The organism is Hydrogenophaga taeniospiralis CCUG 15921 (assembly GCF_001592305.1).
GTDB lineage: Bacteria > Pseudomonadota > Gammaproteobacteria > Burkholderiales > Burkholderiaceae_C > Hydrogenophaga > Hydrogenophaga taeniospiralis.
In genome coordinates this window covers 1-12,887 of record NZ_BCWR01000004.1, presented here as the reverse complement: position 1 = coordinate 12,887, position 12,887 = coordinate 1, and the positions used below count along the sequence as shown (strand labels likewise).

Sequence of the window (12,887 nt, the reverse complement as noted above, 5' to 3'; positions counted from 1 at the left end):
GGGCGACGACCACCGGTCGGTTGACCCCGGCCCATGACCTTGCCGCCAGCGTGCGGACCCGCTCCTTCTTACAATGTCCCCATGATTGCTCGCGAACCCACACTGGCCCGTCTGGCCACCGCACAGACCCTGCTGCTCGAACCCTTTGGTCTGAGTCCGTCCCACCTGCAGCGTGCGCTCGGCGAGATCATGTCGCATGGCGTGGACGACGCCGACCTGTATTTCCAGACCACCCGCAGCGAAGGCTGGAGCCTGGAAGAGGGCATCGTCAAAACCGGCAGTTTCAGCATCGACCAGGGCGTGGGCGTGCGCGCCGTCAGCGGGGAAAAGACCGCTTTCGCCTATTCGGACGACCTGTCCTGGGACTCGTTGATCGATGCCGCCCACACGGTGCGCTCCATCTCGGCTCAGGGGCAGGGCCGCAAGGTGCGGGTGCCCGCGGTCAAGGTGTCGAAATCGCGCTCGCTCTACCCGGGGCTGGACCCGATCGGCACCATGGACAGCACCGCCAAAGTCGCGTTGCTGGAAAAGGTGGAACGTCTGGCCAAGGCCAAAGACCCGCGCGTGGTGCAGGTCATGGCCGGTCTGGCGGCCGAACACGATGTGGTGCTGGTGGCCCGTGCCGACGGCACCCTGGCCGCCGACGTGCGCCCCCTGATCCGTTTGTCGGTCACCGTCATCGCCGAGCAGAAGGGGCGGCGTGAAATCGGTTCCTCGGGTGGCGGTGGCCGTTTCGGTCTGGCGTATTTCGACGACGCCATGGTGCAGTCCTACGTGGACGAGGCCGTGTCCTCGGCGCTGACCAACCTCGACGCCCGTGAGGCGCCCGCGGGTGAGATGACCGTGGTGCTGGGCCCCGGCTGGCCCGGTGTGCTGCTGCACGAGGCCGTGGGCCACGGCCTCGAAGGTGATTTCAACCGCAAGGGCTCCAGCGCGTTCGCTGGCCGCATTGGCCAGCGCGTGGCCGCCAAGGGCGTGACCGTGCTCGATGACGGCACCATCGCCGACCGCCGCGGCTCGCTCAATGTGGACGACGAAGGCCACACCTCGCAGAAGAACGTGCTGATCGAAGACGGCATTCTGCGCGGCTATATCCAGGACGCCATGAACGCCCGCCTGATGGGGGTGAAGCCCACCGGCAACGGCCGGCGCGAGAGCTATGCCCACGTGCCCATGCCGCGCATGACCAACACCTACATGCTCGGTGGCGACAAGAGCGCCGACGAGATCGTGGCCAGCATCAAGAAAGGCCTGTACGCCACCAACTTCGGTGGTGGCCAGGTGGACATCACCAGCGGCAAGTTCGTTTTCTCCGCCAGCCAGGCCTACTGGGTGGAAAACGGCCAGATCCAGTACCCCGTGAAGGGCGCCACGCTGGTGGGCAGCGGTCCGGAGTCGCTCAAGAAGGTGAGCATGATCGGCAACGACATGCGCCTGGACAGCGGTGTGGGCACCTGCGGCAAGGAAGGCCAGAGCGTGCCGGTGGGCGTTGGCCAGCCCACGCTGCGCATCGACGGCCTGACCGTCGGCGGCACGGCTTGAAGGGCGACTGCCCCTCCGCGCTGTGCTACATTCCGATCCCATGACCTCGCGCTTCGCCTTCTTTGCCTTTTATTTTTGGTTCTCTGTCCCTGGCGGACGAGAGGCGAGGCTGTAAGCGCATCACCGAATCTCGAACCAACCGCCGGAGCCCACAGCCCGGCGGTTTTTTTTGGCCCAGTCTTTTCATTGCAACCCACTTCCGAGGAGCCTCACGATGAATGCCAAGACCCACCCCGCCAGCAGCGATGCCTGGCATGCGCGTCCTGTCGACAAAACCAGCCAGACCGACGACGAACGCATCAAGGACATCACCGTGCTCCCGCCTCCCGAACACCTGATCCGTTTTTTCCCCATCGGCGGCACGCCGGTGGAGGCCCTGATCACCCAGACGCGCCAGCGCATCCACAACATCCTGCGCGGGCAGGACGACCGCCTGCTGGTGGTGATCGGCCCCTGCTCCATCCACGACCCGGCCGCAGCGGTGGACTACGCCCGCCGCCTCCAGCCCTTGCGCGAGCGCTACGCCGACACGCTGGAGATCGTGATGCGCGTGTATTTCGAAAAGCCGCGCACCACGGTGGGCTGGAAGGGGCTGATCAACGACCCCTACCTCGATGAAAGCTACCGCATCGACGAAGGGCTGCGCATCGCGCGCCAGCTGCTGATCGAGATCAACCGCCTGGGCATGCCCGCCGGCAGCGAGTTCCTGGATGTGATCTCGCCGCAATACATCGGTGACCTGATCGCCTGGGGGGCGATCGGCGCGCGCACCACCGAGAGTCAGGTGCACCGCGAGCTGGCCTCGGGGCTGTCGGCGCCGATCGGCTTCAAGAACGGCACCGACGGCAACATCCGCATCGCCACCGACGCCATCCAGGCCGCCGCGCGCGGCCACCATTTCCTCTCGGTGCACAAGAACGGTCAGGTCGCCATCGTGCAGACCAACGGCAACAAGGATTGCCACGTGATCCTGCGGGGAGGCAAGGCACCCAATTACGACGCCACCCATGTGGCCGCGGCTGTCAAAGACCTGGAGGCGGCTGGGCTGGTCCCCCGTCTGATGGTGGACTGCAGCCACGCCAACAGCAGCAAACAGCATGAAAAGCAGCTGGAGGTGGCGCGTGACATCGCCGCACAGATCGCTGGTGGATCCCGCAGCGTGTTTGGCGTGATGATCGAAAGCCACATCGAAGCCGGCGCCCAGAAGTTCACCCCGGGCAAGGACCGGGTGGACCAGCTCACCTACGGCAAAAGCATCACCGATGCCTGCCTGGGCTGGTCCGACTCAGTGCAGGCACTGGAGGTCCTGTCCCAGGCGGTGCAGGCCGCGCGTCAGCGCGGCAAATAGGGCCCCGCGCGGCACGCCCCGCAAATCGGTGCTTCATAATCTGTAACAGAGGCCGATACCACCGCTGTGGCGGCCTGCCATGTCCATGGTCGTCGTGGGCACGGTGCACTGGATTGGTCGCCGATCGCTGGAGCGTGTGTGGAGCAACCTGTATTGCGTTTGGGTCTGCTCGGGTTTCCCGAGCCGGATCAGTTGCGCCTGTTGGCCTGGGCCGGTCAGGCCCAAGCCGGCTGGCCCGAGTGGTGCGGTTGCGACCCGCATCTGGCCGATGCCTGGATGATCCGCGGGGAGTCGGTCGAGGTGCTGGGGCGGGATGCGGTGGTCATCCGCCATCCGCACGGGGGTGACGAGCGTCTGGCGCTCAACCGCGCCGAGGTGGATCGTCCGCTGGCGTTTGCCACGCCGCTGCCCGAGGGCTTTGCCTCGGCCGAGTTTTTCGAATCCGACGACGAGAAGAGCGTGCGCCAGCGGCTGCAACGCTTTGAGGCCTGGCTGCGCCCGCTGCGAAGCCAGTTTGCGCTGGGATCGCTGCTGGTGGAGCGCATGGGGCAGTTCAAGGGGGGCGTGATCCACGTGACCCACGAAGGGCGCTTGCTGGCCGTGATCGATCTGGATCGCTGGCAGTCCGGCCTGTTCATCCCCGCGCGTCCCGTGGACCTGGCGATGGCCGAATGGGTGCGCCGCCCGCCGGGTGCGGCCGACATTCCTTCCTCGTTCATTCGCCTGCCCTTGCACCGCGTCATGTGGACCTATGCTGTGCGCACCCTGCGCGACGTGCTGCCCGCGCGGTACCGCGAACGCACGATGTATCTGCGGCGTGTTCCCCGTGTGCCTGCACGCTGGTTTGACGAGGTGCACCTGACGCTGATGCGCGAACTGATGGTGCGCCCCGCCGCCTTCAACGACCTGTGTCGACGCACCGGCGTTGCCGAGAAGGAGCTGGCGCATCACCTGGCGTCGCTGTACCACGCCGGGGGGCTGACCACCGATGCCGACAGCGCACGGCGGGCCGAGCCCGCGGCCAGGCGCGCGTTGGTGGCGCTGCATTTTGATCAGGCTGATCCCAATCCCGAGGCTCTGTTGCGCACCGGTCACTCCGATCAGTCCGACCCGTTGGTGCCGCCGTCGAGCATCCTGCGCGAGATGCCCCATTCGCCGCTGCGCACGGTTGCGGGGAAATCCGCCGGGCCGCTGGTGCCCGACCCAGGGTGACGCTGGGGCGTGCTGGCAGGCGCGCAGCACCCGATGCACAATGGTCAGGTACCCACTACCGTATCCAAGGAGTCCGCAAGATGCGCAGCCAAGTCACTGTGAGTTGGGGTGAACCGTCCATCTACCGCTTTGATCTGGAGGAGGTGCAGCCCATGCCGCACGAGCTGGCGCGCTCCTGGCTGGACGAGCAGTTCACCTTTTTTGGCTGTGAGCCCATCCGCCTGACCGGCAAGGTGCTCACCGCGGACAAGATCCTCGGGGTTGCGCAGGCGGCGGGCGAAGAGCGTTTCCGCGACCCGTCCCACCGCGCCTGGGCGTTGGCATTTGCCCGTGCCACCAGTGCCGCACTGGCCAAACCCGTGGTCACGGTGGACATTCCCACACAGACCCTGGGCTACTGAAGCGCCCGTCGCCCGGGTCAGTCGCTGGTGGAGTACCGCTCCAGGGCGGCCAGCAGCCGCGCGTGCACGCCGCCGAACCCGCCATTGCTCATGCAGACGATGTGGTCACCGCCACGTGCCGCCGCGCTGACCTGTGCCACCAGCTCGTCGATGGAGCGGGCCACGCTGGCCCGTTCACCCATGGGCCGCAGCGCCTCGACCGCGTCCCAGTCCAACCCTCCGGTGTGGCAAAACGCCAGATCGGCCGCCTCCAGGCTCCAGGGCAGCTGCGACTTCATGGTGCCCAGCTTCATCGTGTTGCTGCGCGGTTCGAACACCGCCAGGATGCGCCCGCCGTTGCCGGTGGAAGGGCTGCCCAGACGCCGGCGCAGACCATCCAGCGTGGTACGGATGGCAGTCGGGTGGTGGGCGAAATCGTCGTAGACGGTGACCGGTCCTCCGTTGATCGGCACCGTGCCCCGGACCTCCATGCGGCGGCGTACGTTCTCGAACTGTGCCAACGCCCGCGCCGCGTCGGCGGGCGAAACCCCCACGTGCTCGGCCGCCGCGATGGCGGCCAGCGCGTTCAGCTGATTGTGCACGCCGGTGAGCGCCCACTCCACGCGCGCGACAGGCTGGCCACGTTCCAGCACGTCAAAGGCATGTGGCTCGCCCTCGGCGGTGAAATCGCTCACCGCGGCCCCGAAGCTGCGCAGTTCGCTCCACAGGCCCTGGTGCAGCACGCGCTCCAGGCTTTCTTCCAGGCCGTTGGCCACCACCCGGCCGGTGCCGGGCACGGTGCGGATCAGGTGGTGGAACTGGCGTTCGATCGCGGCCAGGTTGTCAAAGATGTCGGCGTGGTCGAACTCCAGGTTGTTCAGGATGGCCGTGCGCGGGCGGTAGTGCACGAATTTGCTGCGCTTGTCGAAAAACGCCGTGTCGTATTCATCCGCTTCAATCACGAAGAGTGGGCTGCGGGGCGGCTGCGCGGGCTCCTCCTTCACCTGCGCAGAGCGCACAGCCGCCCCGCAGCCCAGTCTTGCCGATACCCCGAAATTCATGGGCACACCGCCGACCAGAAAACCCGGGTTCAGGCCGTTGGCCTCCAGGATCCAGGTCAGCATGGCGGTGGTGGTGGTTTTGCCGTGGGTGCCCGCCACAGCCAGCACGTGGCGGCCCTGCAGCACGTGTTCGGCCAGCCATTGCGGGCCGCTCGTGTACGCGGCACCCGCGTCCAGAATGGCCTCCATCAGCGGGAACTTGGGCGTGCCGTCGGGCAGGCGCGTGCGGCTGACCACGTTGCCCACCACGAACACGTCGGGTCGCAGCGCCATCTGGTCGGCGCCATAGCCTTCGATCAACTCGATGCCCAGGGCCCGCAACTGGTCGCTCATCGGGGGGTAGACGCCGGCATCGCAGCCGGTGACGCGGTGGCCGGCCTCGCGGGCGAGCGCGGCCAGACCGCCCATGAAAGTGCCGCAAATGCCCAGTATGTGTATATGCATCGGGCGATTTTAGGCGGCGGTCCCGGCCGTCGGCCCTGTGCCCGTGGCGGACTCTGGCCGGGCGGGCGAATGGCCCGGTGCACAATCCCCCGATGGATGTTTTTCGAGTGAACCAGAGCGCCGAGATCGCTGCCACCGCCGCCCGCTTCGTGGTGGAGGAGGGGCTGGAATACGCCGCGGCCAAGCGACGGGCTGGCCGCCAGTTGGGCCTGTCGGCGCGTGTGCCCTGGCCCGACAACGCGGCCATGGACGAGGCGGTGCGTGAATACATCGACATCTTCTGCTCCGATACCCAGGCCGTGGAATTGCGGGCCTTGCGCGAGGTGGCTTTGCTGTGGCTGGAACGGCTGGACGATTTCCGCCCGCACCTGGGTGGCGCGGTCTGGCACGGCACGGCCACCCGCCACAGCGACATCTATATCCAGTTGTTCTGCGAGGACCCCAAGACGGCGGAATGGGCCCTGCTGGATCGCAAGGTGGATTACCACCCGGGCACGGTGACGGGCTGGCGTGGCGACCCGGTCGATGCCTTGACCGTGCGGGTGCGTTGCGAGGCGCTGAACGGCTGGGTGCTGGTGCATCTGATGGTGCACGACCTGGACGACCTGCGCGGCGCCCTCAAGCCCGACGGCCAGGGCCGCAGGCCGCGTGGGGATGCTCAGGCCTTGCGGGCGCTGCTCGCCTGCGACAACACACAACACCCGGACGACCAAACATGAAACGACGCACGCTGTGGATGGGAGGCGTCGCGGCGGCGGCGGGTGCTGCCGGCGCCGCCGTGGCCTGGTGGCGGCTGCGGCCCGGCGACCTGGCCAGCGAAGCCGAGGCGGCGTTCTGGGCGGGTCGGTACGAAGGACCCGCTGGTGAGCCCGTGGCGCTGGAACCATTTCGGGGGCGGCCGCTGCTGGTCAACTTCTGGGCCACTTGGTGCCCCCCCTGTGTGGAAGAGCTGCCGCTGCTCAACGCCTTTTACCAAGCCCATGCCCGCGAAGGCTGGCAGGTGCTGGGGCTGGCGGTGGACCAGCCCGCTGCGGTGCAGCGCTTCCTGCGGAAACTGCCCCTGGCGTTCCCGGTGGCCATGGCCGGGTTCGCGGGCATTGAAACCAGCCGCTCACTGGGCAACCTCGGTGGTGGTCTGCCGTTCACAGTGGTTTGGGGGCGTGATGGGACGGTGCGGCACCGGAAGATAGGGCAGGTGTCAGAAGCCGATCTGTCCCAGTGGTCCGGTCTCGGATGAGTCCGCGGGGTCTCGTCCTCGGCGGTTTTCGGTCAGAAATGGGGCGCTCGGTGCCGTTGGTCCAATCGCGGCGAACAACGCCAGAAAGCGGGTAAAGTTCGCCCATCTTGCGTCAGGTAGTGGGTTTTCAGACGAAGCATGGCCTCTTCTCGGGAGGGTCGTTTCAATGCACAAAACACCTGTGTCATCGTGTACACTGCGCACCCCGGCGGGTTGGCATGCTCCGACTTCAATGAAGTTGTCTGCATTTGAGTCAATTTGACCGATATTCGTTGGAGAAATCATGGATTTGAGAAAACTGAAGACCCTGATCGACCTGGTGTCCGAGTCGAACGTGTCCGAGCTGGAAATCACCGAGGCCGAGGGCAAGGTCCGCATCGTCAAAAGCGCGCCCATGGGCATGGCCGCGCCGGTGACCTACACCATGGCACCCAGCCCGGCGCCCATGGCCGCACCGGCGGCGGTTCCTGCGGTCGACGCCACGCCGTTGGCGGCGGCTCCCGCTGGGCCGGTCGGTCACACCGTCAAATCTCCCATGGTGGGCACCTTCTACCGCGCGGCCAGCCCCGGTGCCAAGCCCTTCGTGGAAGTGGGCGACACCATCAAGGAAGGGGAAACCATCTGCATCGTCGAGGCGATGAAGATCCTCAATGAAATCGAGGCCGACAAATCCGGCACGGTGACCCAGATTCTGGTGCAGAACGGCCAGGCGGTGGAATACGGCCAGCCCCTCTACGTCATCGAATAACCAGCACAGTCCTCCATGTTCAAAAAAATCCTGATCGCCAACCGGGGGGAGATCGCGCTGCGCGTGCAGCGCGCCTGCCGCGAAATGGGCATCAAGGCGGTGATGGTGTATTCCGAAGCCGACCGCGACGCCAAATACGTGCGGCTGGCCGACGAGTCGGTCTGTATCGGGCCGGCGCAGTCGTCCCTCAGTTACCTTAACATGCCGGCCATCATTTCGGCGGCCGAGGTGACCGACGCCGAGGCGATCCACCCAGGTTACGGTTTCCTGTCGGAGAACGCCGATTTCGCCGAGCGGGTGGAAAAGAGTGGTTTCACCTTCATCGGTCCCACGCCCGAGTCGATCCGCCTCATGGGCGACAAGGTGTCGGCCAAGCAGGCCATGATCCGCGCTGGCGTGCCGTGCGTGCCCGGCTCCGAGGGCGCCCTGCCCGATGATCCGGCCGTCATCAAGCGCACCGCCAAGGCCGTGGGGTATCCGGTGATCATCAAGGCCGCAGGCGGCGGCGGTGGGCGTGGCATGCGTGTGGTGCACACCGAGGCGGCCTTGCTGCACGCGGTGCAGACCACCAAGGCGGAAGCGGGTGCGGCCTTCGGCAATCCCGAGGTGTACATGGAGAAGTTTCTCCAGAACCCGCGCCACATCGAAATCCAGATCCTTGCCGACACCCACCGCAACGCGGTCTATCTGGGCGAGCGCGACTGCTCCATGCAGCGTCGCCACCAGAAGGTGATCGAGGAAGCGCCGGCGCCGGGCATCCCGCGTCGCCTGATCGAGAAGATCGGCGAGCGCTGCGCCACCGCCTGCAAGAAGATCGGCTACCGCGGTGCCGGCACCTTCGAATTCCTGTACGAAAACGGCGAGTTCTATTTCATCGAGATGAACACCCGTGTGCAGGTGGAGCACCCGGTGACGGAATGGATCTCGGGCGTGGATATCGTGCGCACCCAGATTGCGGTGGCGGCGGGTGAAAAACTGCCGTTCACCCAGCGCCAGATCCAGCTGCGCGGCCACGCCATCGAGTGCCGCATCAACGCGGAAGATGCCTACAAGTTCACGCCTTCGCCCGGGCGCATCACCACCTGGCATGCGCCAGGCGGCCCCGGGGTGCGCGTGGACTCGCACGCATACACCAACTATTTCGTGCCCCCCCACTACGACTCGATGATCGGCAAGATCATCGTGCACGGCGACACGCGAGAGCAGGCGCTGGCCCGCATGCGCACCGCGCTCGCCGAGACGGTGATCGAGGGCATCAAGACCAACATCCCGCTGCACCGCGAGTTGATGGTGGACGCCAGCTTTGTCGCTGGTGGCACCAACATCCACTACCTCGAAGAGTGGCTTTCCCAGCGTGAAAGATAAAGCCCTCCCCCGAAGCGCCTGCGGCGCCTCCCCCGCATGGGGCAACACCTGCGGCCTGGCAGCGTCGGTTCCGCGATGTTCCGGGATCGTTCTCTCTTCTCGTGTAGCGGCGCGCTGACCGCGGGAATTCATTCATGTCTTCATTGTTCGAGTTGGTGCTGCTGGTGCCCGAAGCGGCCGTGGAGCCGGTGAGCGACGCGCTGGACGCGCTCGATGCGCTGAGCACCTCGGTCGAAGACGCCGACGCCCTGACCCCGGCCGAGCAGGCGCTGTTTGGTGAACCCGGCATGCCGCCACCCAAAGAGGGCTGGCAGCGTTCGCGGGTGGTGGCCCTGTTCCCGGCGGAGGCGGCCGCGCGCGACGCGGCCGATCTGTTGACTGCGCAGGACTTTTTCGAAGGCTGTGAGGTGCTGGGCGTGCAGGCCGTGCCCGAGCAGGACTGGGTGCGGCTGACGCAGTCGCAGTTTGCGCCGGTGGAGATCACCCCCAGTTTCTGGATCGTGCCGAGTTGGCACGAGCCGCCCCCGGCCGCGCAGCAGGTGATACGGCTCGACCCGGGGTTGGCCTTTGGCACCGGAACCCATCCGACCACCCGCATGTGCCTGCGCTGGACCGCCTCCCACCCCGTGGCCGGCCAGCGCGTGCTGGACTACGGCTGCGGATCGGGCATCCTGGCCATCGGTGCGGCCAAGTTCGGCGCAAGTGAGATCGTCGCGGTGGACATCGATCCCGCCGCGGTGGAGTCGACCCGGCTCAACGCCGCGGCCAACCACGTGGCCCTGCAGACCGGCCTGCCCGAGCTCGCCAGCGGTGTCTTTGATCTGGTGTTGGCCAACATTCTGGCCACACCGCTCAAGGTGCTGGCGCCCTTGCTCTGTGCCCACGTCGGCCGGGGGGGGCATCTGGTGATGGCGGGCATCCTGGCGCGCCAGGCCGATGAGCTGCGCGAGGCCTATGCGCCCTGGTTGGCGCTGGAGGTCAGCGATGAAGAAGACGGCTGGATTCTGATGACCGCCGCCCGGGCCTGAGCGGCTCGTTCGGCCCGTGGGCGATGCCGCTTCGTTGGCCCTGCTGCCGTGGACCGAACGTGCTGCGGACCGCCTGGGGGCGGCCCGATGGCCTGCAATAATCGCCGCATGAGTTTCACCACCCGCTGTCCAGCCTGCGGAACGATGTTCAAGGTCGTTCCCGACCAGCTCAAGATTTCCGATGGCTGGGTGCGTTGTGGTCATTGCGCCGATGTGTTCGACGCCACGCTGTATCTGGACACCTGGAAGCCGCCGGTTTCCGCAACAGAGGCGGATGAATCGCCGCGCGAGCGGGTGCCAGTGCCGGCGCCTGAACGCCAGGTGGCCCAACCACCAAGCCCGCCGCCTGCGGAAGATCAAGCCGAGGATGACGAAAAGGGCGACTGGCTTTCGGGTCCGGCGCCGCTGGAGGAGCCGATGGCCGAGGAGACGCGTGACGCGAGGCCGGGTGCGGCTCTCCCTGAGCCGCCCATCGCTTCCGGTGGCAGCGTCATCCGGACGGATCGGGTGGTTGCTCCACGACCCAGGAACGGTCTGGTGGCTGGTTCGCACTCCTTGCTGCTCACCGAAGAAGACGAGGAGGCCGACTTTCATGCCGAGTTGCGGCGCTTTGCCGCCGCATCCTCTGCCGCCGCGGCTGCGGCTGAACCGACGGTGGCTCCGGCACCTGTTCAGGCGCCTGCCCAAGAGACAAAGCCGAAGCCGAAGCCAGCGCGCACCCCGACACGTCCCGTGGTGACCACCGCACCACCGGTTGCACCACCGGTCACCAAACCGCTCGCACCCAAGCCGGAGATATCTCCCAAGAAGGACGAGGATGCTGCAGAGGCTCCACTCGAGCCCGGTTTCATGCGGCAGGCGCGGCGGCGCGCGTTCTGGCAGACGCCAGGCATGCGCGCTCTGCTGGCGGCGCTGGTCCTGTCGATGGCGATTGTCCTGGTGGCGCAATGGTCCTTGCACAACCGGGACCAACTGGCTGCCCGGCAGCCGGCGCTGGTGCCGCTGTTGTCCCTGCTGTGCGAACCGATCGGCTGCGAGGTGGGGCCGGTGCGGCAGATCGATGCCGTGGTGATCGACAGCTCGACCCTGGTGCGCCGGCTCGGCAACTTCTATTCCTTTGATCTGGTGCTCAAGAACAATGCGTCCATGCCCGTGGCGGTGCCCGCGCTGGAGCTCAGCCTCACCGACGCGCGCGATGCCGTGCTCTCCCGGCGGGTGTTCCTGCCCGAGGAACTGCCCGGTGCCCCCGTGTTGCTGTCGGCGAAGGGCTCGCTGCCGGTGAGCCTGCGCCTGTCCATCAACGATGCGGGCGCTTCACCCATGGCCGGATACCGTGCGCTGGTTTTTTATCCCTGACTGTTTGAAACACACCCATGTCCATCCTCATTTGTGGTTCCCTGGCGTTCGACACCATCATGACCTTCGAGGGTCGCTTCGCCGAGCAGATCCTGCCCAGCCAGTTGCACATCCTCAATGTGTCGTTCCTGGTGCCGGGCCTGCGTCGCGAGTACGGGGGGTGCGCGGGCAACATCGCCTACGGCCTGCGTCAGCTGGGGGCCCAGGCCGTGCCACTGGCCACGTTGGGCAGCGATGGGCAGGAGTACTTGGCGCGGCTGCGGTCGCTGGGGGTGGACACCGGGCATGTGTTCACGTCGACCGACAGCTACACCGCACAGGCCATGATCATGACCGACCGCGACAACAACCAGATCACCGCGTTCCACCCCGGGGCCATGTCCCAGGCGCATGAGAACCCGGTGCCCCAGCGCAGCGACATCGCCCTGGCCATCATTGCACCCGATGGCCGTGAGGCCATGCTGTCCCACGCGCAGCAGCTGCACGCGGCGGGCGTGCCGTTCGTGTTCGATCCGGGGCAGGGGCTGCCCATGTTCAATGGCGAAGAGCTGACCCGATTCATCGAGCTGGCCAGCTGGGTCGCGGTCAACGACTACGAGGCGCAGATGCTGTCGGACCGCACCGGGCTCACGCTGCAGGCCGTGGCGGCCAAGGTGCGGGGTCTCATCGTGACCCTGGGTGAACAAGGTTGCGAGGTCTGGACGGACGGGCAGAAGACGGTGATTCCCGGGGTGCCCGCGACCGAAGTGCTGGACCCGACCGGTTGCGGGGATGCGTTCCGGGCAGCCCTGCTGCACGGGCTGGAGCAGGGGTGGTCACTGCAGCGTTGTGCCGAGTTGGGCAACCGCATGGGTGCCACCAAGATTGCCAGTCGCGGGGGGCAGAACTACACGCTGCCGTCGGTCAACAGCTGAACACACAAGATCTGCTGCGGCTCACAGGGGCCTGTCGCGGCCGGGCATAAAAAAGCCCGACGCTCGCGCGTCGGGCTTGCCAAGTCATCGTCGGGAGGACGACTTCAGGGCTTGCTGGACGTCGGAAACGGCCAGGCAGCCTGAGGGTTGAGCTTGGTTTGGGCCGCAGGGGCAGCTGGGGCTGCCGGCTTTTTAGCCGGCTCAGCTTTTTTTGCGGGGGCTGCCTTCTTGGCCGGAGCTGCGGCTTTCTTG

12 protein-coding genes are annotated in these 12,887 nt (G+C 66.6%); 11 read left to right on the top strand and 1 reads right to left on the bottom strand.

From position 1 onward, the window contains the following. Positions 1-81: 81 nt before the first annotated feature. From tldD to HTA01S_RS04035, 4 genes are all read left to right on the top strand, one after another. Positions 82-1,542 carry a metalloprotease TldD gene (gene tldD, locus HTA01S_RS04050; RefSeq protein WP_068167319.1) on the top strand — a complete coding sequence of 487 codons (1,461 nt, stop codon included), beginning with the start codon at positions 82-84 and terminating at the stop codon, positions 1,540-1,542. A 214-nt stretch (positions 1,543-1,756) separates the two neighbouring features. Further along, positions 1,757-2,890, top strand: a complete 1,134-nt coding sequence (locus HTA01S_RS04045) for a 3-deoxy-7-phosphoheptulonate synthase (protein ID WP_068167318.1) — start codon at positions 1,757-1,759, stop codon at positions 2,888-2,890. Between the two features lie 138 nt (positions 2,891-3,028). Then, positions 3,029-4,102 (top strand): helix-turn-helix domain-containing protein, encoded by a 1,074-nt coding sequence (locus HTA01S_RS04040; protein WP_157571970.1) that lies wholly within the window; start codon positions 3,029-3,031, stop codon positions 4,100-4,102. Positions 4,103-4,182: 80 nt separating this feature from the next. Continuing rightward, positions 4,183-4,503 (top strand): hypothetical protein, encoded by a 321-nt coding sequence (locus tag HTA01S_RS04035; RefSeq protein WP_068167316.1) that lies wholly within the window; start codon positions 4,183-4,185, stop codon positions 4,501-4,503. 17 nt (positions 4,504-4,520) lie between these two features. Here the strand turns inward: HTA01S_RS04035 and mpl are convergent, their stop codons facing one another. Beyond that, a complete protein-coding gene (mpl, locus tag HTA01S_RS04030) occupies positions 4,521-5,987 on the bottom strand; it encodes a UDP-N-acetylmuramate:L-alanyl-gamma-D-glutamyl-meso-diaminopimelate ligase (protein WP_068167315.1) in 1,467 nt (488 codons plus the stop codon). A 92-nt stretch (positions 5,988-6,079) separates the two neighbouring features. On the opposite strand from mpl, the gene HTA01S_RS04025 reads away from it, so the two are divergent. The 7 genes from HTA01S_RS04025 (at position 6,080) to HTA01S_RS03995 (ending at position 12,635) form a co-directional block, all read left to right on the top strand. Then, positions 6,080-6,706, top strand: a complete 627-nt coding sequence (locus tag HTA01S_RS04025; protein ID WP_068167314.1) for a hypothetical protein — start codon at positions 6,080-6,082, stop codon at positions 6,704-6,706. Beyond that, the gene (locus tag HTA01S_RS04020) at positions 6,703-7,224 is read left to right on the top strand and encodes a TlpA family protein disulfide reductase (RefSeq protein WP_068167313.1); all 522 of its coding nucleotides are present in this window, start codon (positions 6,703-6,705) and stop codon (positions 7,222-7,224) included. The genes HTA01S_RS04025 and HTA01S_RS04020 overlap by 4 nt, the downstream gene beginning before the upstream one ends. Positions 7,225-7,507: 283 nt before the next feature. After that, positions 7,508-7,972, top strand: a complete 465-nt coding sequence (gene accB, locus HTA01S_RS04015; RefSeq protein WP_068167312.1) for an acetyl-CoA carboxylase biotin carboxyl carrier protein — start codon at positions 7,508-7,510, stop codon at positions 7,970-7,972. A gap of 15 nt (positions 7,973-7,987) precedes the next feature. Further along, positions 7,988-9,337 carry an acetyl-CoA carboxylase biotin carboxylase subunit gene (gene accC, locus HTA01S_RS04010; protein ID WP_068167311.1) on the top strand — a complete coding sequence of 450 codons (1,350 nt, stop codon included), beginning with the start codon at positions 7,988-7,990 and terminating at the stop codon, positions 9,335-9,337. A gap of 143 nt (positions 9,338-9,480) precedes the next feature. Further along, positions 9,481-10,365, top strand: coding sequence for a 50S ribosomal protein L11 methyltransferase (gene prmA / locus HTA01S_RS04005; protein WP_068167310.1), 885 nt, complete (start codon positions 9,481-9,483; stop codon positions 10,363-10,365). A 108-nt stretch (positions 10,366-10,473) separates the two neighbouring features. Further along, positions 10,474-11,721, top strand: coding sequence for a DUF3426 domain-containing protein (locus tag HTA01S_RS24555; protein ID WP_169804749.1), 1,248 nt, complete (start codon positions 10,474-10,476; stop codon positions 11,719-11,721). 17 nt (positions 11,722-11,738) lie between these two features. Beyond that, on the top strand, positions 11,739-12,635 hold the full coding sequence (locus HTA01S_RS03995; protein WP_068167308.1) for a carbohydrate kinase family protein: 897 nt from the start codon (positions 11,739-11,741) through the stop codon (positions 12,633-12,635). Positions 12,636-12,887 lie beyond the last annotated feature (252 nt).